This is a genomic window from Enterobacter sp. 198 (assembly GCF_009025585.1).
In the GTDB taxonomy this organism is placed as follows: domain Bacteria; phylum Pseudomonadota; class Gammaproteobacteria; order Enterobacterales; family Enterobacteriaceae; genus Enterobacter; species Enterobacter ludwigii.
Genome location: NZ_WCIM01000004.1, coordinates 110,308 through 133,405 on the forward strand (window position 1 = coordinate 110,308; position 23,098 = coordinate 133,405).

The following is a 23,098-nucleotide window of genomic DNA, read 5'->3' on the forward strand; positions in this document are numbered from 1 at the left end:
CAGCGCCCGGGCATAAACAATAAAGCAGTACATTTTTATTAGGGATAAGACATGGGAATGAAGATGCCTTACTGGTGGCTCTCGTGCTGCCTGATATCTGTGCCCGCCCTCTCCGCGACGCCGGCGGCGATGATCAATACCGGACAACTCCGTGAAACGCAGGAACTCCCCTCTCTGAATGGCCGCGTGGCGCCTGTCGTCGGCAAGGCTGCCCCCGGCACGCTGCAGCTTGGCGAAGCCGTCAACCGCGCCGTCACCTGGCACCCGGCCATCAGTGAAGCCGTGGGGAAACTCTACCAACAAAGCGAAGAGGTGGACGTCGCCAAATCGAAATACTATCCGCAAATTAATGCCGGCATGGATAACGGTTATACCCATGACGGCGACGATAATGGCTTTACCCCGTCGCTGGTACTCTCCCTCTCACAAATGCTGTACGACTTTGGCAAGGTGGCAAGCCAGGTGCGTGCAGAAAGTGCCGGCGTCGCCCAGCAGCAGGCCAACGTGCTGGTCAGCATCGACACCATCGCTCACGATACCGCCATCGCGATGGTGCAGGTGCAAACCTGGCAGCAAATGGTCGACACCGCCAAAGAGCAGCTTGAGGCGCTCTCTTCGATTGGTACCCTCACCCGCCAGCGTAATGACGAAGGGGCCACCTCACTCTCTGACGTGGTGCAGACCGATGCACGTATCGAAGGCGCGCGCGCCCAGCTGATGCAGTACCAGGCCAGCCTCGACAGCGCCCGTGCCACGTTGATGAGCTTTCTTGGCTGGAACACCCTCAACACGATCAGCAACGATTTTCCACAAAAGCTGGCCCGCAGCTGCGACATTGCCGAGCCGGACGATCGTCTGGTCCCGGCAGTATTAGCCGCCTGGGCGCAGGCTAACGTCGCCCAGGCCAATCTCGACTACGCCGACGCCCAGATGACACCGACCGTCTCGCTGGAGCCGGAGGTGCGCCACTACCTGAACGAACGCTATGCGGGTAACGAAACGCGGGATCGCACCCAATACTCTGCATGGGTGAAAGTGCAGATGCCGCTCTATCAGGGCGGCGGCCTCACCGCCCGGCGTAACGCCGCAGGCCACGCGGTAGAAGCCGCACAGTCCACCATTCAGCGTACCCGCCTCGAGGTACGCCAGAAACTGCTGGAGTCGCGCAGCCAGGTATTAAGCCTGCTGAGCACGCTGCAGATTCAGGGCCGTCAGGAGGCGCTCAGCGCCCGCACCCGTGAACTCTATCAGCAGCAATATCTCGATCTGGGTTCGCGCCCGCTGCTCGATGTGCTTAACGCCGAGCAGGAGGTCTATCAGGCGCGTTTTACCCAGCAGCAGACCCTCGGACAGTTGCACCAGCTGCAGCTCAACTGCCTCTATAACACCGGGCAATTGCGTCACGCGTTCGATCTTGATAACCGCACCATCCAGACCGTGGAGATCCAGCCATGAAGCAACGCGATATCCCGCAAGGTGAGACCATGACGGATGAGGCCCTGGCGCAGTGGGCGCAGGCCTTTGGTTTTGTCGCCACGCGCTACCGCGTCGCCTGCTCCCCCGGTGCGCTGCTCGCGGGCGCGCCGTGGCTAAAAGGCAAACCGATGGTGCCTGCACTGACTCAGCTGGCCCGTGAAGCAGGGCTGTCGTTTCAGCTGCTGACGGCGGATCAGCAGGCGATCAACAGCTGGCGTCTGCCGGTCGTGGCGGCAATGAACGACGGCAGGATCGGCGTGATCGAACATTTCGATGGCGACGATACGCTGGAGGTCAGCTTTTTCGACGATCAGACCTACACCAACCGGCTTTCGATGACCGCCATGCTGCCCGCCATCCGCCACGTCATTGCCCTGCGCCCACTGGCCGCGCTGAAAGACAGCCGCGTGGATGCCTATATTTCGAAATACCGTCCGGACTGGCTTTACCGGCTGGTAATGCGCGACTTGCGCCCCTACAGCTGGGTGATGCTCGCCGCGCTGTTCATTAACGTCCTGTCCCTGTCGGGGATTGTCTTTTCCATGCAGGTGTATGACCGGGTGATCCCCGCGCAGTCCTACCCGACGCTGTATGTCCTGACTATCGGCGTGCTGATCGCCACCCTGTTTGGCTTTGTGCTGCGCGTGGCACGCGGGCACATTATGGATCTGCTGGGCAAACGCTCCGATCTGCGCGTATCGGATCGGGTCTTCGGTCACGCCCTGCGGCTGCGCAACAGCGCCATCCCTCGCTCGACCGGCAGCTTTATCTCCCAGCTACGCGAGCTGGAGCAGATCCGCGAGATGGTCACCTCCTCCACCATCTCCACAATTGTCGATCTGCCCTTCTTTTTCCTGTTCGTGGTGGTGCTGGCAATCATCGCTCCCCAACTGGCGTGGATCGCACCGGTCGCCGCGGTGATCATGGTCCTGCCCGGTCTGCTGCTGCAGAAAAAGCTGGCAGAGCTCGCGAAGCAGTCGGCGCACGAATCCACCCTGCGCAACGCCGTGCTGGTGGAGAGCGTGCAGGGGCTGGAGGACATAAAGCTGATGCAGGCGGAAAACCGCTTTTTGCAGCAGTGGAACAGCTACATCCAGATCACCGCTGAATCTGGCCTGCGCACCCGTGAACTGACCCAGAATCTGATCAGCTGGGGAATGACGATTCAGAGCCTGGTCTATGCCGGGGTGATCGTGGTCGGTGCGCCGATGGTGATCGACGGCACGCTGACGACCGGTTCGGTGGTCGCCGCCTCGATGCTGGCCTCGCGCATGATCGCTCCGATGGCTACCCTGTGCGGCGTGCTGGCGCGCTGGCAGCAGGTCAAAGCGGCGAAAGAGGGACTGGACAGCATTATGCAGCTCCCCACAGAAAACCAGCGTGAGGAGACGCCGATCCGCCAGGACGTACTGCGCGGTCACTATCTTTTCGAGCAGGCGCAGTTCCGCTATCACCCGGAAGATCCGCGCATGGCCCTGCGCATTAACCGTCTGGAGATTAAGCCAGGTGAAAAAGTGGCGATCCTCGGGCGTAACGGCGCCGGAAAATCGACCCTGCTGCAGGCGATGGCGGGCGGAATGGATCTCGCCGGCGGTGAATTGCGGCTCGATAACTTCAGCCTCCCGCACCTCGATGTCGCCGATGTCCGGCGCAACGTCGGCTTTATGACCCAGAACGCCCGGCTCTTTTACGGCACCCTGCGCGAAAACATCACCCTCGGCATGCCGCGCGCCACCGATGAGGAGATTTTCGAGGTGCTGGAGTTAACCGGCGCTGCGGGCTTTGTGCAGAAACTGCCGAAGGGTCTGGACTACCCGATTATGGAGAACGGCGTGGGGTTATCCGGCGGCCAGCGGCAATCCATTCTGCTGGCGCGCATGCTGCTTCGCGACCCCAATATTGTGCTGATGGATGAACCGACTGCGTCGCTCGATGAGCACACCGAGCGGGAATTTATCCAGCGTCTGAGCGCCTGGCTTGGCAACCGCACCCTGATTGTCGCCACGCATCGCGTGCCGGTGCTGGAACTGGTGGAGCGGGTCGTGGTGCTCAAAGAGGGAATGCTGGTGATGGACGCGCCGAAAGCGCAGGCGCTGAACAACAGCCGCATGCAGCAACAGCAGCAGGCAGCAACCGGACGGGAGTGGAAAAATGAAAATCAGTCAGCGTGACGTCGCCGCAATGGACGACCTGGACAATGCGCTCGACTCCGAAAGCGGCTACACCGGTGCGCGGCGGATTGTTATCTTCTCTTTACTGATGTTCGTGGTACTCGGCGTCTGGGCGTGGTTTGGCGTGCTGGATGAAGTCTCAACCGGCACGGGCAAAGTGATCCCCAGTTCGCGCGAGCAGGTTTTACAGTCGCTCGACGGGGGGATCCTCACCGAGCTGAACGTCCATGAGGGTGACCAGGTGCAGGCCGGACAAGTGCTGGCGCGGCTCGATCCCACGCGTTCAGAATCTAACGTTGGTGAAAGCGCGGCGCGCTACCGTGCCTCGCTGGCCTCCAGCGTGCGACTGTACGCCGAGGTAAACGATCTGCCGCTGAAATTTCCCCCTTCGCTGGCGAAGTGGACCGATCTGACCGCCGCCGAAACCCGGCTCTATAACTCACGCCGTGCACAGCTGGAAGATACCCAGCGGGAGCTGCGTGCGGCATTGGATCTTGCGAATAAGGAGCTGGCGATCACTCAGCGTCTGGTGAAAACCGGCGCCGCCAGCCACGTGGAGGTACTGCGCCTGCAGCGGCAGAAAAGCGATCTGGAGCTGAAACTCACCGACGTGCGATCTCAGTACTATGTTCAGGCCCGCGAGGCGTTATCCAAGGCCAACGCTGAAGTGGATATGGTCTCGGCGATCCTCAAAGGCCGCGAGGATTCAGTGACCCGCTTAACGGTGAAATCTCCGGTGCGCGGGATCGTGAAAAACATCAAAGTCACCACCATCGGTGGCGTCATCCCGCCTAACGGCGAGCTGATGGAGATTGTGCCGGTGGACGATCACCTGCTGATCGAAACCCGTCTCTCCCCGCGCGATATCGCCTTTATCCACCCGAATCAGGAAGCGCTGGTAAAAATCACCGCCTACGATTACGCCATTTATGGCGGGCTGCACGGCGTGGTTGAAACCATTTCGCCGGACACTATTCAGGACGAAGCCAAGCCGGAAGTGTTCTATTACCGGGTATTTATCCGCACCAGCCAGGATTACCTGGTGAATAAAGCAGGCAGGCACTTCTCAATCGTGCCGGGGATGATTGCGACGGTGGACATTAAAACCGGTGAGAAAACGGTGCTGGATTACATGATCAAGCCGTTCAACCGGGCGAAAGAGGCGCTGCGAGAGCGCTAATCACTGGCGGTTTGTTTCTCCGGCCCTCTCTCGTGGAAGAGGGCCGGAGTCATGGCATCCATAACCCGCAACAATACCGCTTAAGCCAGCGGCGAAAGTCTGACCTCGTTTACCTTTTCCCTTTCCGCCTTCTGTTAAAATAGCCCAAACTCATTTTTCAGGAAGAAACCATGCGTCAACGAACTATTGTCTGCCCCATCATTCAGAACGACGGGGCGTATCTGCTGTGCAAAATGGCCGATGACCGCGGCGTATTTCCCGGCCAGTGGGCGTTATCGGGCGGCGGGATGGAGCCGGGAGAAACCATGGAGCAGGCGCTGCGCCGTGAAATTCGCGAAGAGCTGGGCGACGCGCTGGAGATCACGGAGGTCAAACCCTGGGCGTTTCGCGACGACATTCGGGTGAAAACCTATGCCGATGGCACCACGGAAGAGATTTATATGATTTACCTGATTTTCGACTGCATCAGCGCAAATCGGCAGGTGACGTTTAACGACGAGTTTCAGGAGGTTGCCTGGGTTCGCCCGGAAGCGATCAAAGCACTGGATCTGAACGAAGCCACGCGCATTACCTTCGCACAGAAGGGGCTTCTTTAAGCGCCCACTGCCCGGGCGTTTTGCCGGTAAAGGCCCTGAAAACCTCAATAAACGCGCTAATACTGTTGTAGCCGCACGACAGCGCGATCCAGCCAACCGGTTTACCTGCTGCCAGCCACTCCATTGCCCGCATGACGCGGGCAAGTTGCCGCCAGTTAACAACGTTCATTCCCGTTTCCGCGCTAAACCGACGGTGGAATGTTCGCACGCTCATTCCCGCAAGGGAGGCATAGTGCTCAACCGTCTGGTTGTCGTCCACACGTTGCATCAGATGGCTGGCTACCTTCTTTAATCGGGGATCGGCTGGCATGGGCAGCAGATAGCGCACCTGACGGCCCCGCGCCAGTTCATCCAGCAGCAGGGCGAGCTTTCGCGGATCGTACCCGCTTCCTTCAGCGTTTAAGCGTGAAAACAGCGCGCTGGTGAGCTCGTCGGGTTCGAAAAGCGTCGTTTCACCGGGCAGCGCTTCACACCCTGCGGGATCCAGATAGATCGCATGACCGTCAATCGCACTTCCGGAAAAGGCAGCATGCTCCTGACCGGGCGGGATCCAGCCGATATGTTGCGCCGGTACAACCGAACGGCCAGACGCTGTTTCGACAACCAGCAGACCCGTCGTAATCCGCCAGAGCTGACCGGCCTGATGGCTGTGCCACGGCGTATGGTATCCACCTGGATGCAAAAGTGTCTCGAAGCTGACTACGTTATTTGGCCGAAAATCGGTATTCATTGGCTTATTACAGAAACTACGTCTCTGTCTGTCAAGGATAATGGCGGCTCAACGCAACGAGGAGTCACCATGAACATCATCACCCGCCTGATTACCCAGTCTGACAATGCTATTTTGCGTGAGGAAATGTCCCGTTTACTGACCGGCCTGTTTAAAGGTGAGATTGATCCGAAAGACGTTTTTTCGCCAGAGTATCAGCAGATCACGGACGGTCACTCTCTTGATTATTCTGGCTTTATTCAGCACCTGGAGCACGTGCGTTCGCAGATCCGCGATATCGCCTTCCACGTGGAACAGATAGGGTGTCATGACACACTGCTGGCTGACCGGCATATCGTGACCGTCACGTATCCCGAAGGCCATCAGGCTGAAATAGAGGTTTATATGTTTGCCACGCTATGTGCAGGAAAAATCTGCCGGATCCACGAAGTCACGCGAGTTGCCAACGGTGAAGCTTCTGCTCGCGCGCTGGCCCATGCAACGGGCTAACGTTACTCAGCCGGTTGCGGTGCGCTGCTGAGATACACACTCACATAGCGCGTAAACTTCCCGATAAAGACCCCGGCAAATACCCCGCCGGAGACTATCGCCAGCGCGCTCATGGCGGGCTGTTGCAACGTCTGGGGAGAGAGGGCGTTCATCACCCCCAGCACGTATTTCACCCCAAATGCCAGCATCATAAACGGCAGTGCCGTGTAGTCCGGCTGGCGATAAAGGGTGCGCGGCGCGTCGGTGCGGGTGATGACCGTCTGCTTAATCAGCACATACCCCAGCGCCGCGCCCACCACAATCCCCGCAACCCAAAGGGCCACCGTCGCGAGAGTAAGATCGCGATAGACCACCAGATCGTAGATATCCCAGATAAGAAAGATGGCAGGAATGATGGCCAGCCTTTCCAGCGTCACGGTGGCAGGCTTACGGGCATTGAGGCCGCGGGAGATGAGAAAGATAAACAGAACCCACACCCAGACGGGGGTGTGCGTGAGGATACCGATCAGAAATTCAAACATGGGGTTCACCATGAACGCTTGCGGCGCTGGCCGCACTGCACAAGTAATGCGCATAACAGCACAGGTGCCATTATGCGCAGGTCTGTTACAGCGATTTTTTCAGGCGACGAACCGCCTCTTTCAGCTCTTCATCGGTTGGCGTGACAAACGACATGCGCAGCGTCGTATGGTCTGGCTCATTGCAATAGAAGAACTCACCCGGCACAAAAACCACGCCGTTGCTTAACGTTTTTTCCAGCCAGCGCGTGGTGTTGATGCCATTGTTCATTTTGGCCCACAGGAACATTCCGCCCTTCGGCTTATGGAACGTCATGACCTCACCCAGTTCCGCCTCCAGTTCATTTGCAAAGGTCTGGTATTTCTGGCGGTAGGCTTCACGGATCATTTTAATCTGATCGGCCAGACGACCGGTTTTCAGGTACTCGTAGGTCATCAGCTGTGACAGCGTGCTGGTGTGCAGATCGGTGGTTTGCTTGAGATTAACCACCGCGCGTTTCAGCCACTCCGGTACCAGCACCCAGCCCACACGAGTGCCCGGGGCGAGGATTTTGGAGAAAGTCGAGGTATAGACGACGTTCTCTTCATTGCCGATATCTTTGGCATGGGCAATTAACGGGCGGAACACTTCATCGGTATAATTAATTTCGCTGTACGGATCGTCTTCGATAATAACGAAGTCATAGCGCTTCGATAATTCCACCAGCTGTTTACGACGCACCTCAGAAAGCGTTACCCCACCCGGGTTACCAAATGTCGGAACAATATAAACCGCCTTGATGGTTTTATTCGCCACCAGCGCTTCAAGTTCATCCACTTTCATTCCGTCGCCATCGGTGCCAACGGATTCAAATTTGGCCTGTGCCAGACCAAATACCTGCAGTGCCGCGAGATACGTTGGACGTTCGACGACGACGGTATCGCCCGGGTTAATTAACGCCCGCGCCAGCACGTCGAGAGATTGTTGCGAACCGGACGTAATGACCACGTCATCGGCCTTGCAGGAGATCCCGCGGCCTTCACAGATGAGCTTAATTTCTTCACGCAGCCCCGGGATGCCTTCGGTCAGACCGTACTGAAAAGCTTCACCAAAATGCTGTGATAATACGGCATCAGCGGCAATTTTCAGGCCTTCATGATCGAACAGTGCAGGGTTAGGAATACCGCCACCCAGCGAAATCACCCCGGCCATTTTGCTATGTTTTAATAATTCACGGATGGCAGATGATTGCAGGCCCTGTGCGCTGCTGGCGAGTTTATTCACAGACATTCTTTGCTTACCTTCTTTTTTATAATGTGCCTAATCTTAGTAGCATAAGTCTGCGGCTTTGATAATTACTTTTCTTCAACGGCATGGCCGAAATATTCCGCGCCCTGCTGAATATGCGCGACAAATTGCGTGAGCTTGGGTAGCGGACGTAAATCCTGGCGCCACAGCAAATGTACCGGTCGTGGCGCAGGCGTATAGTTCTCCAGCACCTGCACCAGCCTGCCGCTCGCCAGCTCTTCTGCCACCAGCACTTCGGGTTGCAGTAATAATCCCGCCCCCGCTCTCGCCGCCATCCGTAGCCCATAGCCATCGTTGCAGCGCAGAATGGCATCGCGCTTCCAGCGCATCTCACCTTCAACCCCCGGCAGCCGCCATTCGTTACGCGTGGTCCACACCGTGTGTGACAGGCAGAGATGATCCGCCAGATCGGCAGGCGTTCGCGGCGTGCCGTAACGCGCCAGATACGCCGGGGCCGCGCAGATCACCATTCGGTACGGGCAGAGGTATTTCGCCACCAGATCGTCGTTATGAATGTCACCGATGCGAATGGCCAGATCGACCCCTTCATCCACCAGATCCACCATCCGGTTGGTCAGATCCAGCTCCACGCGCACGTCCGGGTAGCGCTGCAAAAAGGTCGCGGTGAGAGGGGCTATCACACAACCGCCAAACGAGGTGGGCGCCGTGACCCGCAAGGTCCCGGCTGGGGCGGCACGCAGTCGCTCAACCGCGCTTTCGGCGATAGAGACCTGCTCCAGCACCCGCTTCGCCTCGTCGAAATAGACCCGCCCGGCGTCCGTCAGACTTTGACGCCGCGTGTTTCGCTCCAGCAGCCGGGTGCCGAGCTGAGACTCCAGTAACGCTATGTACTTCCCCACCATCACCGCCGACATCTCCAGCCGGCCTGCCGCGCCGGTAAAACTGCCGCTCTCAACGACAGCAATGAAGGTCTCCATGCTGCGAAGCTTATCCATATTCCAAACCCCTGGTTAGCAATCCTCTAACTTTAGCCCAGTTTATCTGAGTTTTGATTTATTAAAGAATGAAGGCTCACAACCTAAGGAGTCAGCTATGAAAATCGTGATTATTGGTGCCAGCGGTACGGTCGGTCGTGCGGTAACAGAAGAGCTGAGCCGTCGCCACGACGTGATCCGCGTGGGTCGCACGCAGGGCGACTACCAGGTGGATATCACCTCTCAGGCCAGCGTGCAGGCATTGTTTGAAAACATCGGAGCGGTGGATGCGATTGTCTCTGCCAGTGGCGGCCTGCACTTCGGCCCGCTCGCGACCATGAAAGACAGCGATTTCAATCAGGGCTTGCAGGATAAGCTGCTGGGACAGGTTCGTCTGGCGTTGACCGGCCAGCATTACCTCAATGAAGGCGGCTCCATCACCCTGATAAGCGGGATCGTGGCGCATGAGCCTATCGCTCAGGGGGTGAATGCCACCACGGTGAACGCCGCTCTGGAAGGGTTTGTCCGCGCTGCGGCCTGTGAACTCCCGCGCGGGATCCGCATCAACCTGATTAGCCCGACGGTGCTTACCGAATCAGCGGAAGCGTACGATGGCTTCTTCCCGGGCTTTGAAAGTGTTCCCGCCGCAACGGTGGCGCAGGCCTATCGTCGCAGCGTGGAAGGGGTGCAGAATGGACGGGTGTACAAAGTGGGTTACTGAGCCTTAGCGGCAGAAATCAGGACCAGCATCGGACGTTCCGCCTCTTCGGCCAGCGCGGGCCAGGCATCAATTTGTGCCTGCGTTGGTCCCCATTCGTTCACTTCCGTTATTGTCAGCCCCGCCTTAATAAGCGCATTGAGCGTGGTACCGAGCGTACGGTGGTATTTGATCACCCCGTCCGCCAGCCAGTTGCTGACGCGCTCGCCCTCATCCTGATAGCGATTAACGCCCCAGAAACGCTCGCCGTTGTCGTCGGTCAGCCAGCCCTGACGTGAGGCGCAGGTGTAAATCGGATGTTCCATTGAAAAGACGAGGCTGCCACCGGGTTTAAGCGCCCGCCGGATTTTCTCAAACAGGGTCTCCAGCGCCGGCAGGTAGTGCAGCGCCAGTGAACTGTAGATCAAATCAACGCTGTGCTCAGGTAACGCCAGAGATGCCAGATCGCTGCGCTGATAGTGAATTTTCGCGTCATCCGTCAGTTCAGCCGCCCGGGCGAGCATCTTTTCGGAGAGATCAATACCGGTCACTTCTGCCGCCCCCAGCGCGCGTGCAGCGCGACAGAACCAGCCGTAACCGCAGCCAAGATCGATAACTGACTTGCCGGATAACGGTGGCAGCATGCTTTTCAGCGCAGGCCATTCCGGTGCGCCGTCCAGACCCTGCACCGAACGCGGTAGCCGGGCATAGCCTTCAAAAAACGCCGGGTTGTCGTAGATGTTTTGTGCCATGACGGACTCCTTTATCGCAACAGAGGCGAGGGTAAAACACCCCTCGCTCGTTGACAACATACCCGTCTGAAAATCAGAGCCTGCGCCGGATCTTCTCCACCATGGCGGCAGTCGAAATCCCGTAACGCGCGTGAAGGGTCGGTAGCGCACCCGCATCAAGGAAAGCATCCGGCAACGCAACGGTGTCAAAGTCGACGTTAACGCGATGGCGCATCAACAGCGACGCCACGGCTTCACAAAGCCCGCCAACGCTACTGTGGTTTTCAGCCACAATAACCAGACGTCCGGGTTTCGCGGCTTGCGCCAGAATGGTCGCTTCATCCAGGGGCTTAATCGTGGGTGAGTGAAGTACCGCCACGCTGACATTATCCTTGCGCAACTGCTTTGCCGCCTCCAGTGCGCGCATGGTCATCAGCCCTGAGGCGATAATCAGCACATCACTGCCCTCTTCCAGCAGCGCGGCTTTGCCTATTTCAAACCGATAATTGTACTGATCCAGCACCACCGGGACCTTACCGCGTAACAAACGCATATAAACCGGTCCTTCGTGGCTGGCAATGGCAGGCACCGCCTGTTCGGTGTCAATCGCATCGCAAGGATCGATAATGGTCATGCCCGGAATGCCGCGCATGATCGCAATATCTTCCGTTGCCTGATGGCTTGGCCCGTAGCCGGTGGTCAACCCCGGCAGCGCGGCGCAAATCTTGACGTTGAGGTGTTCCTCAGCAATGACCTGATGAATAAAATCGTAGGCACGGCGGGTGGCGAACACGGCATAGGTGGTGGCAAAGGGAATAAAGCCCTCTTTGGCCATCCCACCTGCCGCCCCCATTAACAGCTGTTCCGCCATTCCCATCTGAAAGAAACGTTCAGGGTATGCCTGAGCAAAGATATGCAGGTCGGTATATTTCGATAAATCTGCCGTCATGCCGACAATGTTCTGGCGCTGAGCCGCCAGTTTCACCAGCGCGTGGCCAAACGGCGCGGCCCGGGTTTCCTGCCCTTCCTCTGCAATTGAGGCAATCATGGCGGAGGTGGTTAAACGCGGTTTATTTTCGACGGGCTGGCTCATTACAGGACTCCTTCTGGTTTATTCGCATCGAGCACGGCGAGCGCCTGTTGCCACTCATCGGCATCCACGCGAATAAAATGGTTCTTGTCACGCTGCTCGAGGAAAGGCACGCCCTTGCCCATCAGCGTGTCGCACAAGATGACGCGCGGCTGTTGTTCGGGATAGCGTCTGGCATTATCAAACGCCGACACCAGCGCGGGGATATCGTTACCGTTAACGCGTTGTACATACCAGCCAAAGGAGGTCCACTTATCTTCCAGCGGCTCAAAACCGAGGATGTTATGTGAATTACCGTCCGCCTGTTGCCGGTTAATGTCCACCAGCACAATCAGGTTCGAGAGCCCATGATGCGCGGCTGACATGGCGGCTTCCCAGGTTGAACCTTCGTCCAGCTCGCCGTCAGACATGGAGTTAATTACCCACGCCGTGCTCTGTTTGTGTTTCAGCCCCAGCGCCATTCCCACACCAATGCTGAGTCCCTGCCCCAGAGAACCGCCGGAGATCTCCATGCCGGGTGTATACGTTGCCATGCCGGACATCGGCAGGCGGCTGTCATCCGAGCCGTAGGTTTCAAGTTCCTCTTCAGGAACGATCCCCGCCTCGATCAGCGCCGCATAATACGCAATGGCGTAATGTCCGTGGGAGAGCAGGAAGCGGTCGCGGCCTTCCCACTCCGGCTCCTGAGCCCTGAAGGTCATACCGTGCGCAAACGCAGTTGCCAGCACGTCGGCATAGCCCAGCGCCTGACCGATATAGCCCTGACCTTGTACTTCGCCCATTCGCAGCGCGTAGCGGCGAATGCGCCACGCGGCCGCGGCAACCTGTTGAACTGTCGTATTCGTCATTCTCGTCTCCCCTTAATGGATCAGCATGCCGCCGTTCACGTCGAGCGTGATACCGGTGGAATAAGAAGAGAGATCGCTCCCCAGGAACAGCGCGGCACGGGCAACATCCTGTGCATCACCAAGACGGTTGAGCGGAATACCCGCCAGAATGGCGGTTTTCATCTCATCGCTCAGCTTGCCAGCGGTGATGTCCGTCTGGATAAGCCCCGGGGTGATGCAGTTCACGCGCACATTATCCGGCCCAAGCTCACGGGCCATGGCTTTGGCCAGCCCCAGCACGCCAGCTTTTGCAGCGCTGTAGTGCGGACCGCCAAAAATACCGCCGCCGCGCTGTGCCGAAACTGAAGAGATACAGACAATGCTGCCGGACTTCTGTGCGCGCAGAGTGGGAATCACCGCCTGGGACATCAGCAGCGTACCGCGCAGGCTGACATCCAGTACGGCATCGTAATTGTCGCGCTTAATATCCATCAGTTTGAGCGGCTGGGTTATCCCGGCGTTATTCACCAGAATGTCGATGCGCCCATATTGACCCAGAACCTGCTCAATGGCTGCGTTCACCTGCAACTCGTTGCTGACGTTTGCCGCAAGCCCCAGATGCCCTTCACCCAGACATGCAGCCGCACGCTGGCTGGCCTCGGCATCTAAATCAATAATGACCACTTTCGCGCCCTGCTCGGCATATAATTTTGCCGTGGCGAAACCCAAACCGCGCACAGAAGCCGCGCCGGTAATCACGGCGACTTTATCTTTCAGAAGCATATATTTACTCCAGTATTGTAAGAGAGGTTTTATTTATTATTTCGGTTCTTCCAGCAAGATAATCATGACTAAGCCAATTGCTGCGCAAATACCGAAATAAATAAAGACAGAATTAAAGCTTCCTGTTTTATCCAGCAGATAACCTGCCAGCATCGGCGAAACAAATCCGCCGAGATTACCGCCGCTATTAATAATTGATGCGGCGATAGGATACGTTTTGCTGTCCGCGACGGCCATTCCATAAGCGGTGAAGGCGGGCCAGCCTATATTCAGACAGAGACCAACAAAAAAGAGGCCGACACAAACCGCAACGGTGCTTTGCGGGATATTCAGCATGATGACCATCATCAGTACGGTGCTGATGGCTGTAAACATCATGGTCGGTTTACGCCTGCGCCCGAGCCATTTATCGGAGACATAGCCGCCAAAAATCGCGCCGATAAAACCGCCGATACACGGCATACTCGCGACGAGGCCCATGCTCATGAACGTAAAGCCTTTTTCTTTCACCAGATAAAGCGGTATCCAGGTCAGCAGGCCATACAGCACGCTGACCATCATGAAGTAGGCCACACAGTCACCGAGAATATTTTTCGATGTGAACAGACCTTTTACCGTGCTGATGGGCGACAGATCCCGTACGCGGATCAGACGGTCAAGGCGGGAGAAGCCGGGGGAAATCACGATATTTTCCCGTCTGGCATCCGGTGTCGCCTGACCTGCGGTAATGGTCTCCAGTTCGCCCTTTGACACGAAAGGGCTCTCGGAAGGCCGGGTACGTACCAGTAAATACCACAGGACAGCAATGATCAGCCCCGGAATAGCAAAAGAGAAAAAGACCCAGCGCCAGCCCCATGTCATGGCAATCCACACTGCCAGCGGCGGCACCAGAATGGGGGCAAACATGGTGGCAGCAATATAGACGCCGGTCGCCGTGGCCTTCTCTTTTGGTGGAAACCAGTTATTGATCGTTGATGCCAACCCCACCGGACATGGCCCCTCGGTTAACCCCAGCCCGAGGCGGATAAACTTCAGGCCCAGCACTGAGGTCGCTGTCCCCATCAACCAGGTAAACGCCGAGAAACCAAATATCGACAGCGCCACCATCCCGCGAATGCCCTTTTTGGCGATAAAAAAGCCCGCCGGTATTTGGCTCAGGGCGTATCCCAAAAAGAACATACTGGCGATCGCACCGGCTTCGAAATTATTGATATGAAACTCGTCGATGATAAAAGGAAGTACAGCACCAATATTTGTTCGGTCGGCATAGTTAATGGCATACACAATAAAAATTAATGCCAGTACAACGAAACGGTAATTGGTTTTCTTTGTCGCTATGTAGGGGGCAACTTGTTCTATACGAGACATGTTTTACCTCATTATTCGAACAACGTGAGTCGTTTTATTTATGCGTTCAACGTCAATATATCGGCTATCGAACGAAACACCATTCAATAAAACTCATTTATTACTGAGATAAATTTGATACGCGATACAGGTCATAAAAATAAAATGTAATCCTCATCGATATTCATCGATAAAACACTGTGAACAGGATCATGTTTAATCCATTCAGCCGGGTAAAAATTGCTGACGCGATGCCGCAATGTTATGTTTTTTAAAATTGTCTCGTTTGAAAGGAGTGGGCCATGCCCGCGCAGGATCGCCAGACCCTCCCCATACCCTCGCTGCGAAATATTCAGTCCTTTATCGCCGTGGCCAACTCTCTCAGTATCCATCTGGCGGCCGAACAGCTTAACGTCACCGCGTCAGCCGTCAGTCATCAGATCGCCTCGCTGGAATCCTGGATGGGGAAGAAGTTATTTATCCGCAGCGGCAAAGGCGTGACCCTGACCCCGACGGGGGAAAAATATCTGCGCGACGTCTCCGCAGCGATGAGCGCCATCGGCCGTGCAACTGAACAGGTGATGAAAGAGGCCGATAATCCGGTATTGCGCGTTCACTCTTCACCAACGTTTGGCCTGACGTGGTTATTGCGCCGGCTCGGCAAATTTCGCAGTGAATACCCGGATATTACGGTCAATCTTTCCTGCTCCTATGAGAACCTGCAGTTTGCACGCGATAACATCGATATTGATATTCGCCACGGCATCCCGGACTGGGACGCTTACAGGGTCATGACCATTAAAAACGATGCGCTGGTGGTGCTGGCCTCACCGGCATATCTGCGTGCACATCCCGTCAACACGCCGCAGGACCTGCTTTCACAGGCGCTTATCTCGTCGACCAGCACTCTCGTCAACTGGGAAAAATGGTTTGCCTGGCACAATATCGACCGCCCCTGGCTCAACTTCAGCCTGAGTTTTGATCGTTCTTACATGAGCTTTGAAGCCGCGCGCATGGGGCTGGGATTTATTCTGGAAAGCAAGATGATGGCCACCGATCACCTGAACGATGGCTCCCTGGTGCAGGTGCTACCAGATGAAACGGGGATCGCCATTAATGCGCATCATCTGGTGATGCCGCACATGAACGAACGCACCTGGAAGATCCAGCAGTTTGTTGAGTGGATTGATCGCGAGCTGCGTCTGTCGGGGTATCACCTGTAGCCATACCCCGACGTGGCGTCAGGAGACGGTGCCCCACACAAGATGGCCCTTATGGAAGGTCGCGGTACGCGGTGAAATCCGCGCCACGGCCTCGGCGGAACAGGAAGCGTCCACCAGCACAAAGCTGGCATCGTCCTGCGCTTTTGGCCACACGCGCTCGCCTTTGTCGTTCAACGGCAGCACATCACCGGTGGCGATACCCAGCGCGCGGGAGAGCGTCTGTTCATTCGGGCGAATATAGAGCTGGGCGTAAAGATTGGCTTTTTCCAGCATATCCCCCAGCCCATACGGCGACCAGTGGTCAATGACGCTGTCGGTGCCGGTCATGACGAACACCCCCTTGTCACGGAGTTGCTTCAGCGGCATATGCAGGGTGCCAATCGGCACCGTAGAGGCAATGGTCACCTGCTGCGCCGCCATGCGGGTGGCGATTTCATCGACCTGCTGCTCGTTGAGCGTGGCCAGCGCGAAGGCATGGCTGATGGTCAGTTTCCCCTTCAGCGCGGGCGTTTTCTCCACGGTCTCTACCATGTAGTTCACCGCCGCGACGCCTGCCGGGCTGGTTTCATGCAGGTGGATGTCCACCCCTTTGTCATAATCCAGCGCAATCTGGAACATCGTGTCGAGGGATTTTTCCATCGCACCGTCCACGTTAGTCGGATCCAGACCGCCCACGTAGTGTGCGCCAGCCTGCATGGCCTCGCGCATCAGCGTTTCGGAGTGCGATAACAGCAAGCCGTGCTGCGGGAAGGCGACAATTTCACAGTCAAACCCCGGCTTGCGGCGCGCTAAGACGGCCTGGAGATTTTCCAGATTCTTCAGGCCGGACGTCGGCTCAATATTGCAATGGCTGCGGGCGAGAGTGGAGCCTTTCGACTGGATCAGGTCGATAAGCTTTTCCGCACGCTCCTGCGTGTAGGGCTGTAACTCTGGCAGCAATTTTTGTTCAAGACGGATCATGTCCTGAATGGTCGTGCCCGCCGGGCGGTTAAGGGAATGCCAGGGACCGCCGTAAAAGGTTTTATCCAGGTGAATATGCATGTCGCGCATCGCCGGCAGCATCAGCTTACTGCCTGCATCATAGTGTGGCAGCGTGGCATCGGCATGGCTTTTGTTATCACGCAGGGCGACAATTTTGCCGTCATTAATTTCGAGTGTTTTCAGCTCGGTGCGGGTGCTTGTCGCCACGCCGCCGTCAACGTTGAACCCGGCCTCCAGCAGCACGTTATCCAGGTAGTAGTGTCTGGCGGTAATGTTCATGGGTTTGCCTGTCTCACAACGTGGTTTCGCGGTCTCTGCAGCATACGCGACGGATCCGGTGGTGCCAAACAGGGCGCAGGCGGTAACCATTTTGCCGCTCTGGCTAATAAACTCGCGTCGGCTTTTATTCTCACTCATCTTCTCTTCCTTTTACTTACGCATTCACAATGTGGGTACCGGTCTCACCGCGCAGCGCCGCAGGCAGGCAGTCCGGCGAGGTGATGATCACGCGCTTGCCGCCGTCGTTCAGAAACGCCAGCGAGGCGACGATTTTCGGCAGCATGCTGCCCGCCGGGAAGTGCCCCTCCGCCACGTAGCGTTTCATCTGCGCCACATTCACCGTATCCAGCGCCTGCTGGTCTGGCTTACCAAAGTTGATGCACACTTTCTCCACCCCGGTGGTGATCACCAGCACGTCGGCATGGATCTCGCGGGCCAGCAGCGCGGTCGAGAGATCTTTATCAATCACCGCATCGACGCTCTGGTAATCCCCCTGCGCTGTGCGCACCACCGGAATACCACCACCGCCCGCCCCGATCACCACAAAGCCTTTTTGCGTCAGGGTCTTGATAGCCTCCGCTTCAACGATACGCAGCGGCTGCGGCGAGGCCACCACCCGGCGATAACCGCGCCCGGCGTCTTCAACAAAATGCCAGTCAGGATGGGCATGCTGGAGCGCATCACGCTGCGTCTCACTGAAAAACGCGCCGATAGGTTTGGTGGGATGGGCGAAACCCGGATCGTGTTTATCCACTTCCACCTGCGTGACGACCGTGACCGCTTTTTGCTCGCCGTGGGCGGCCATGCGGTTATTGAGCGCCTGCTGGATCAGGTAGCCGATACCGCCCTGGGTATCCGCCACGCAGTTTGCCAGCGGCGTGAGGGGTAGCCCTTCCCGCTCGTGAGCAATTTCAGCGCGGCGCAGATCCAGCCCCACCTGGGGGCCGTTGCCGTGAGTGAGCACGATGTCATAGTCAGACGCCAGCATCTCCAGCACTGACTCTGCAACCAATTTCACGGCCTGTGACTGGTGTTCAATGGACTGACTGGCGTTATCTTTGATAATGCTGTTGCCGCCAATGGCGACGACCATGAGCTCTTTCATAGTGTTTCCTTTGAAATGGTGCGGGGTGAGGACATCAGCCATTATCAGGACTCCGAAACCGGCGCTGCCGCGCTCACCACGTCGCGGCTATCAAGAAAATGTTTCACCACAAACATGCCCCCCATCATCAGGTAGGCCGTGACAAACATCAGCGAACTGCCTTCGGCAAAGCCAACCACGGGCGCGTGGATCACGCCGAACAGCGCCAGCAACGCCCCAACGGCGGCGGCCACGGCTCCGCGCAGCGGTTTGTTGATGATGGCGAAGATAGCGATGCAGCCCCACAGCATACTGGCGAGCGGTGCGCCGTTACCCAGATGCACCAGTCCCTGGTAGTAGATCCCTTTGCTGTGCAGCACGTCGGTGCCAATTTTCGCCGCACTGGTCCCCGCCGCGCCCATCACGCTGTTCATCATGGTCAACGCCCAGTTGGCGATCCACGGGAACAGGCAGATGAAGATCACGGGGACCTCCACTTTGGGCGTTTCCCTTACTACCTGGTTGGCGGTCACCACCCCGATAAACACCAGAATCGGCACGATGGCGGTCATCGGTATGATGGCGAGCATAAACGCCCCCAGCCCGAACAGCGGCACGATAAACATGGTCACACCGGAGGCCAGCGTGTAGCCAATGCTGGCCCCCATCGCTTTCCAGCCCGCGTGGCCGACGTAAACCGTCACCGGGAACGGGTTACCCATCAGACACCCGAGCATGGAGGCCAGCCCGTTTGCCAGCATCACCTTGCGGGTCGGGTACTCATCCCCCGCCGCGTGGGCGCTTTCGATGTTTTCCAGGTCAAAAATGTAGTTCGCCAGACCCAGCGGGACGGCAGAGGCCAGGTACGGTAATGCGTGTGGCAGTCCCTGCATAAAGCTGTCGACATGCACTTCCGGCGGGTTAAAGCCAAACGACGACATTGAGGCTTTGATGGCCTCCGGGCTTTGCAGACCGGAGATCCACGCCAGCGCGGTACCGGCAATCAGCAAGAGCAGGCCGGTCGGGATTTTGGCGAAGATCGGCTTTTTACCAAACCAGTTAATAAAGATCAGCAGCAGCACGATGAACGACACGGTAGGTGCCTCAAACGCCTGCAGCATCGGGTTCATCGCCAGCAGCAGCAGGCCCAGCCCGGACAGGCACGACAACAGGACGGTACGCGGGATCATCTTGCGGATGGTTTCCCCCAGGAACGAACCGCCCGCCAGAATCATCGCCTCCACGAAGCACCACACCAGACCAATCTGGATAGCGAAATCCGCATCACCGGTTTGCTGGTAGACCGGCATCAGCACCAGAAAGGTCACGGTGAAAATTGACGGCGCGCTTGGGCCAGACGGCAGCGCGGTGACATCCGTACGCCCGGTCTGGCGCGCCATCTGCAGGCCAAACCACGCGTAGCAGACGCTCGCGACCAGCACCGCCAGCCCGAAGGCTGGCGCAATGCGTCCATAAACAATCTCCTTCGGGATGCCGACGACAAAAATGAGCAGCCCCATCATGGTCAGCAAATTGGTCAGGTTGTTGGTCATCAACCCGAAATACGCCGCCCAGTCACCTCTTTTCCACTCCAGTTTCATGTTTTTCATGGATGCATGCCTTATAAAAAGTAGCGATCGCGGAAGGTCAACAGCGCCTTTTCAAAACAGCTAAACGGCGGGTGAACGATGCCCGCCCCAATCATGCCAATGCCTGCATCTTTGTGCGCAATGGCGGTGTTAATGACCGGCAGAATGCCGCTGCCCGCGACTTTTGTGATGTCGATGGCGGTTGGAATGCCCATAAACGAGAGCAGCGGAATGGTGACGTTCGGGTTTTCACCGAGGGTGATCTCGCGCATCTGACGGGAGAAATCGATGGCTTCATCCACCGTGCCACCCACCAGTGCCACGATCGCCGGGGCTGTGGCCATCGCAAAACCACCGATACCGTAGGTTTCGGTAATGGCGCTGTCGCCAATATCCAGCCCGGAGTCTTCCGGCCTGTAGCCCGCGAACATGGGCCCTATCACCTGCTGCGCCGGGCCGGTGAACCACTGCCCCGGCAGCCCGGAGATGCGCAGGCCGAACTCGTAGCCGTTACGCGCCATGGTGGTGACCACGGTGCTGTACTCAATACCGTGTGCGGCATCCATGGCGGCTTTACACATCGCCATCCACGTCGGGCCGGAGAAGTAATCGCTGCTGGCGACGAACTCAAACACCTCACGCTGCTGTGCCACCGGATACCCGGCCTGAATCAGCCCGGGCGTCAACGCCTGGATCAGCAGCGTGGTGCCGGCGTTGTTGCGGTTATGACACTCGTCGCCCATGTGCAGCGCCTGGGCCAGCATCAGGCGCAGGTCGATTTCACCAATGATTTTCATGGCATCGCGCAGCATCGGGCCGAGCACGTCACGCATCCAGTTCAGGCGGTCAATAACGCTCTGGTCGTTGGCGCCCATGCGCAGGATCTTCGCCATCTGCTCGCTAAGGTTAGTGAACGCCCGGTTGCCGTAGGTTTTGTTCTCAACGATGTGCATAAACATCGATGCCGAAGTGACGCCCGCCATTGAGCCTACGCAGTCGTGCTCGTGACAGGGCGAGAAGGTGATCGCCCCTGACGCCGCCACGCGCTCCGCGTCGTCGATATCGCGTGCCAGCCCTTCAAACACCAGCGCCCCGGTCACGGCCCCTTTCATTGCGCCACACATGTTTTCCCAGCTGACGGGCGGACCGGCGTGCAGAATGGTGGTGCGGGTCATGCCCGGCACAACGTTGATCGCCTGGTCGTAGCCCACCAGCACCGGATGGGACTGGATAATGCGCTCAAGGGCAATCTTATTGGCGGCGGCGATTTTGTCAGCCAGTGGCGCAAGGGCCAGCTGATCCAGCGCCTCTACAACCTGCAAATTCCCCTGCCCCGGCGGCGTCCAGTCGAGCTGGGTCACGGGGATATGCTGCTTTTTGAGATCCGCACTGAACAGCGCGATACCGACGTTAATCACGTTCAACGGCTGGTTAAATAAGGTCGTCATCAGGCAGTCTCCCCTTTAAAGACAAATTCACGTGCCAGTAATCCGGTGTTGGTGCTGCTGCTCGCCCAGATCACCCCTGCCTCGGTCAGAAGCTGGCACTGCTGTGCCAGGGACGGTGAGTCCTGGTCGGTTCCGAGCACATAGCCGAGAATTTCCAGCGGGCGGTTATCGGCTTTCGCCGTCGCCTGCGCCTCTTTTATGGCCTCAAGCATCACGCCGACCGGATCCTCGTGCGCGCCAAAGCCCAGGACAAAGTCCATCACGATCACCCCCACCTCGGGGTCACGCGCCTCCTGCAACAGGCGGCTGATGCGGTTGGTCGGGTCGATCATCGGGTGCGGTTTGCCGTGGGTAAAATCGTCATCGCCAAAATCAAGGAAGGTGTGGGCTTTACTGACGTTGATATCGTCCAGCCGTTTTGCCGGATCGGGTTGAATGTTGCTGTAGACGTCGTCGAACTTTTCCAGCGCGGCGAACATGGCCTCATCGCACAGGGTGCCGCCGCAGAACAGGCCGCGGATGTATTTCTGCTGGGGCGTCAGCCGGGCACGCACCTCTTCGATCAGTGGCCAGTTCAGCGGATGCAGGTCGAGAGACTCTTTTTTCACCCCCGTTAACAGCACGGCCTTCAGCGCCGCCTCTTTGGTGCCACGGGCGAACTGCAGGTTGCCTTCATCAGCCGGCGGCTGATGACGACCGAGGAAACAGACCACCACCGGTTTGCGGCAGGTGCGGGCGCGGGCCAGCACTTTTTCTGCCACCGACGGCGCAGGCGGTTTAGAGATGAGGGTAATCACCTGGGTGGCGTCGTCAGCGTCCAGCATCGCGATGGCATCCAGCATCATCAGGCCACCTATCTTTTCGCTCAGATCGCGCCCGCCGGTGCCAATCAGCTGCGACACGCCGCCGCCGAATTCATGGATCCGCACACTCAGCTCCTGGCTGCCGGTCCCGGACGCCCCGATAATACCGATCGGTCCGCGGCGCACCGCATTGGCGAAGCACAGCCCGGTACCGTTGATAATGGCCGTGCCGCAGTCCGGCCCCATCAGCAGCAGCCCTTTCTGGTGTGCCAGCTGCTTCAGCGCCAGTTCATCATCAAGGCTGACGTTGTCGGAGAAGAGCATGACGTTGAGATCGTTTTCCAGCGCCTGACGTGCTTCGCGGGCGGCAAACGTGCCGTTTACCGAAATCACCGCCAGGTTGCTCTCAGGACGATGGGTTTTCGCACTGGCAAGGGTGGCATAACGCGCTTCATGGCTCCCGCCGCTCTCCTTGCGGGTGAAAAGCGCTTCGATGGCTGCCAGCGTTTCGTCATTCGCCGCCTCGCCTTTAATCACGATCATTAAGTCGCCGTTTTTGGCATCCGCTAATTCCGGCGTTAATAGCCCGAGATTTTTTAATACGCCTTTGTTCATTTCTGTCGCCATAGCCACAAAAGCCTGCTCAACGCCCGGCAATTTATTGGCCCTGGTGGAAACCGACATCAATGACACCGAGTCAAAATAGATATTCTTTTTTATGACGATTTTGGTGGGCATTATTTTCTCCTGAATGAGGATAAAAGGGGGCCGCCGTCGTGCAATAGGCACGTCGGTAAAATACTGTCTGAATGAGCGACCAGCCGGAAAAGGCT

General features: G+C 57.5%; 21 protein-coding genes. 7 read left to right on the plus strand and 14 right to left on the minus strand.

The genetic code is table 11. The annotated features are described in order from the left end of the window. The first annotated feature begins 51 nt into the window (after positions 1–51). The 4 genes from F8561_RS00665 (at position 52) to nudI (ending at position 5,423) form a co-directional block, all read left to right on the plus strand. A complete protein-coding gene (locus F8561_RS00665; RefSeq protein ID WP_014171284.1) occupies positions 52–1,455 on the plus strand; it encodes a TolC family outer membrane protein in 1,404 nt (467 codons plus the stop codon). After that, on the plus strand, positions 1,452–3,647 hold the full coding sequence (locus F8561_RS00670) for a type I secretion system permease/ATPase (RefSeq protein ID WP_063156767.1): 2,196 nt from the start codon (positions 1,452–1,454) through the stop codon (positions 3,645–3,647). Before F8561_RS00665 ends, F8561_RS00670 begins: the two co-directional genes overlap by 4 nt. Before the next feature lie 10 nt (positions 3,648–3,657). After that, on the plus strand, positions 3,658–4,827 hold the full coding sequence (locus F8561_RS00675; RefSeq protein ID WP_086462978.1) for an HlyD family efflux transporter periplasmic adaptor subunit: 1,170 nt from the start codon (positions 3,658–3,660) through the stop codon (positions 4,825–4,827). A 170-nt stretch (positions 4,828–4,997) separates the two neighbouring features. Beyond that, positions 4,998–5,423 carry a nucleoside triphosphatase NudI gene (gene nudI, locus F8561_RS00680; protein WP_032680438.1) on the plus strand — a complete coding sequence of 142 codons (426 nt, stop codon included), beginning with the start codon at positions 4,998–5,000 and terminating at the stop codon, positions 5,421–5,423. Here nudI and F8561_RS00685 read toward each other — a convergent pair. Beyond that, positions 5,395–6,153 carry an AraC family transcriptional regulator gene (locus F8561_RS00685; protein WP_151887047.1) on the minus strand — a complete coding sequence of 253 codons (759 nt, stop codon included), beginning with the start codon at positions 6,151–6,153 and terminating at the stop codon, positions 5,395–5,397. The genes nudI and F8561_RS00685 overlap by 29 nt on opposite strands. A 69-nt stretch (positions 6,154–6,222) precedes the next feature. Between F8561_RS00685 and F8561_RS00690 the strand changes: the two genes are divergently transcribed. Then, positions 6,223–6,642 (plus strand): nuclear transport factor 2 family protein, encoded by a 420-nt coding sequence (locus tag F8561_RS00690; protein ID WP_151887048.1) that lies wholly within the window; start codon positions 6,223–6,225, stop codon positions 6,640–6,642. A 2-nt stretch (positions 6,643–6,644) separates the two neighbouring features. On the opposite strand, the gene F8561_RS00695 is transcribed toward F8561_RS00690, so the two are convergent. The 3 genes from F8561_RS00695 to F8561_RS00705 form a co-directional block, all read right to left on the minus strand. After that, a complete protein-coding gene (locus tag F8561_RS00695; RefSeq protein ID WP_192938246.1) occupies positions 6,645–7,163 on the minus strand; it encodes a DUF6622 family protein in 519 nt (172 codons plus the stop codon). Positions 7,164–7,248: 85 nt separating this feature from the next. Continuing rightward, positions 7,249–8,430 (minus strand): PLP-dependent aminotransferase family protein, encoded by a 1,182-nt coding sequence (locus F8561_RS00700; RefSeq protein WP_151887050.1) that lies wholly within the window; start codon positions 8,428–8,430, stop codon positions 7,249–7,251. Between the two features lie 65 nt (positions 8,431–8,495). Continuing rightward, a complete protein-coding gene (locus F8561_RS00705) occupies positions 8,496–9,404 on the minus strand; it encodes a LysR family transcriptional regulator (protein ID WP_025203410.1) in 909 nt (302 codons plus the stop codon). 97 nt (positions 9,405–9,501) lie between these two features. On the opposite strand from F8561_RS00705, the gene F8561_RS00710 reads away from it, so the two are divergent. Next, a complete protein-coding gene (locus tag F8561_RS00710; protein WP_063925511.1) occupies positions 9,502–10,104 on the plus strand; it encodes a short chain dehydrogenase in 603 nt (200 codons plus the stop codon). Here F8561_RS00710 and F8561_RS00715 read toward each other — a convergent pair. From F8561_RS00715 to F8561_RS00735, 5 genes are all read right to left on the minus strand, one after another. Further along, positions 10,098–10,832, minus strand: coding sequence for a class I SAM-dependent methyltransferase (locus tag F8561_RS00715; protein ID WP_151887051.1), 735 nt, complete (start codon positions 10,830–10,832; stop codon positions 10,098–10,100). The two genes, F8561_RS00710 and F8561_RS00715, sit on opposite strands and share 7 nt — an antisense overlap. Positions 10,833–10,905: 73 nt before the next feature. Further along, on the minus strand, positions 10,906–11,904 hold the full coding sequence (locus F8561_RS00720; RefSeq protein ID WP_020883880.1) for a transketolase family protein: 999 nt from the start codon (positions 11,902–11,904) through the stop codon (positions 10,906–10,908). Then, entirely contained in the window at positions 11,904–12,749 is an 846-nt protein-coding gene (locus F8561_RS00725; RefSeq protein WP_020883879.1) for a transketolase, read from the minus strand. Before F8561_RS00725 ends, F8561_RS00720 begins: the two co-directional genes overlap by 1 nt. 12 nt (positions 12,750–12,761) lie before the next feature. After that, entirely contained in the window at positions 12,762–13,511 is a 750-nt protein-coding gene (locus tag F8561_RS00730) for an SDR family NAD(P)-dependent oxidoreductase (RefSeq protein ID WP_047742224.1), read from the minus strand. Positions 13,512–13,547: 36 nt separating this feature from the next. Next, entirely contained in the window at positions 13,548–14,879 is a 1,332-nt protein-coding gene (locus F8561_RS00735; protein ID WP_068794943.1) for an MFS transporter, read from the minus strand. 281 nt (positions 14,880–15,160) lie between these two features. Here F8561_RS00735 and F8561_RS00740 point away from each other — a divergent pair, with 281 nt between their 5' ends. After that, a complete protein-coding gene (locus F8561_RS00740; RefSeq protein WP_020883878.1) occupies positions 15,161–16,081 on the plus strand; it encodes a LysR substrate-binding domain-containing protein in 921 nt (306 codons plus the stop codon). Between the two features lie 18 nt (positions 16,082–16,099). Here F8561_RS00740 and F8561_RS00745 read toward each other — a convergent pair whose 3' ends face one another. Genes F8561_RS00745 through fdrA form a run of 5 tightly spaced genes read right to left on the minus strand, consistent with a single transcriptional unit; the run spans position 16,100 to position 23,003 of the window. Then, the gene (locus F8561_RS00745) at positions 16,100–17,479 is read right to left on the minus strand and encodes an amidohydrolase family protein (RefSeq protein ID WP_044858461.1); all 1,380 of its coding nucleotides are present in this window, start codon (positions 17,477–17,479) and stop codon (positions 16,100–16,102) included. 16 nt (positions 17,480–17,495) lie between these two features. Next, entirely contained in the window at positions 17,496–18,446 is a 951-nt protein-coding gene (locus F8561_RS00750) for a carbamate kinase family protein (RefSeq protein WP_025203405.1), read from the minus strand. A gap of 44 nt (positions 18,447–18,490) precedes the next feature. After that, positions 18,491–20,035 (minus strand): hypothetical protein, encoded by a 1,545-nt coding sequence (locus F8561_RS00755; protein ID WP_047742219.1) that lies wholly within the window; start codon positions 20,033–20,035, stop codon positions 18,491–18,493. An 11-nt stretch (positions 20,036–20,046) separates the two neighbouring features. Then, positions 20,047–21,462 carry a DUF1116 domain-containing protein gene (locus tag F8561_RS00760; protein ID WP_032680426.1) on the minus strand — a complete coding sequence of 472 codons (1,416 nt, stop codon included), beginning with the start codon at positions 21,460–21,462 and terminating at the stop codon, positions 20,047–20,049. Then, the gene (gene fdrA / locus F8561_RS00765) at positions 21,462–23,003 is read right to left on the minus strand and encodes an acyl-CoA synthetase FdrA (protein WP_151887052.1); all 1,542 of its coding nucleotides are present in this window, start codon (positions 23,001–23,003) and stop codon (positions 21,462–21,464) included. The genes F8561_RS00760 and fdrA overlap by 1 nt, the downstream gene beginning before the upstream one ends. Positions 23,004–23,098: the final 95 nt, after the last annotated feature.

What these genes read in the sequence shown, in the direction of transcription:
- F8561_RS00665 (WP_014171284.1), top strand. Translation starts at nt 52, where the DNA reads ATGGGAATGAAGATGCCTTACTGGTGGCTCTCGTGCTGCCTGATATCT.
- F8561_RS00670 (WP_063156767.1), top strand. Translation starts at nt 1,452, where the DNA reads ATGAAGCAACGCGATATCCCGCAAGGTGAGACCATGACGGATGAGGCC.
- F8561_RS00675 (WP_086462978.1), top strand. Translation starts at nt 3,658, where the DNA reads ATGGACGACCTGGACAATGCGCTCGACTCCGAAAGCGGCTACACCGGT.
- nudI (WP_032680438.1), top strand. Translation starts at nt 4,998, where the DNA reads ATGCGTCAACGAACTATTGTCTGCCCCATCATTCAGAACGACGGGGCG.
- F8561_RS00685 (WP_151887047.1), bottom strand. Translation starts at nt 6,153, where the DNA reads ATGAATACCGATTTTCGGCCAAATAACGTAGTCAGCTTCGAGACACTT.
- F8561_RS00690 (WP_151887048.1), top strand. Translation starts at nt 6,223, where the DNA reads ATGAACATCATCACCCGCCTGATTACCCAGTCTGACAATGCTATTTTG.
- F8561_RS00695 (WP_192938246.1), bottom strand. Translation starts at nt 7,163, where the DNA reads ATGTTTGAATTTCTGATCGGTATCCTCACGCACACCCCCGTCTGGGTG.
- F8561_RS00700 (WP_151887050.1), bottom strand. Translation starts at nt 8,430, where the DNA reads ATGTCTGTGAATAAACTCGCCAGCAGCGCACAGGGCCTGCAATCATCT.
- F8561_RS00705 (WP_025203410.1), bottom strand. Translation starts at nt 9,404, where the DNA reads ATGGATAAGCTTCGCAGCATGGAGACCTTCATTGCTGTCGTTGAGAGC.
- F8561_RS00710 (WP_063925511.1), top strand. Translation starts at nt 9,502, where the DNA reads ATGAAAATCGTGATTATTGGTGCCAGCGGTACGGTCGGTCGTGCGGTA.
- F8561_RS00715 (WP_151887051.1), bottom strand. Translation starts at nt 10,832, where the DNA reads ATGGCACAAAACATCTACGACAACCCGGCGTTTTTTGAAGGCTATGCC.
- F8561_RS00720 (WP_020883880.1), bottom strand. Translation starts at nt 11,904, where the DNA reads ATGAGCCAGCCCGTCGAAAATAAACCGCGTTTAACCACCTCCGCCATG.
- F8561_RS00725 (WP_020883879.1), bottom strand. Translation starts at nt 12,749, where the DNA reads ATGACGAATACGACAGTTCAACAGGTTGCCGCGGCCGCGTGGCGCATT.
- F8561_RS00730 (WP_047742224.1), bottom strand. Translation starts at nt 13,511, where the DNA reads ATGCTTCTGAAAGATAAAGTCGCCGTGATTACCGGCGCGGCTTCTGTG.
- F8561_RS00735 (WP_068794943.1), bottom strand. Translation starts at nt 14,879, where the DNA reads ATGTCTCGTATAGAACAAGTTGCCCCCTACATAGCGACAAAGAAAACC.
- F8561_RS00740 (WP_020883878.1), top strand. Translation starts at nt 15,161, where the DNA reads ATGCCCGCGCAGGATCGCCAGACCCTCCCCATACCCTCGCTGCGAAAT.
- F8561_RS00745 (WP_044858461.1), bottom strand. Translation starts at nt 17,479, where the DNA reads ATGAGTGAGAATAAAAGCCGACGCGAGTTTATTAGCCAGAGCGGCAAA.
- F8561_RS00750 (WP_025203405.1), bottom strand. Translation starts at nt 18,446, where the DNA reads ATGAAAGAGCTCATGGTCGTCGCCATTGGCGGCAACAGCATTATCAAA.
- F8561_RS00755 (WP_047742219.1), bottom strand. Translation starts at nt 20,035, where the DNA reads ATGAAAAACATGAAACTGGAGTGGAAAAGAGGTGACTGGGCGGCGTAT.
- F8561_RS00760 (WP_032680426.1), bottom strand. Translation starts at nt 21,462, where the DNA reads ATGACGACCTTATTTAACCAGCCGTTGAACGTGATTAACGTCGGTATC.
- fdrA (WP_151887052.1), bottom strand. Translation starts at nt 23,003, where the DNA reads ATGCCCACCAAAATCGTCATAAAAAAGAATATCTATTTTGACTCGGTG.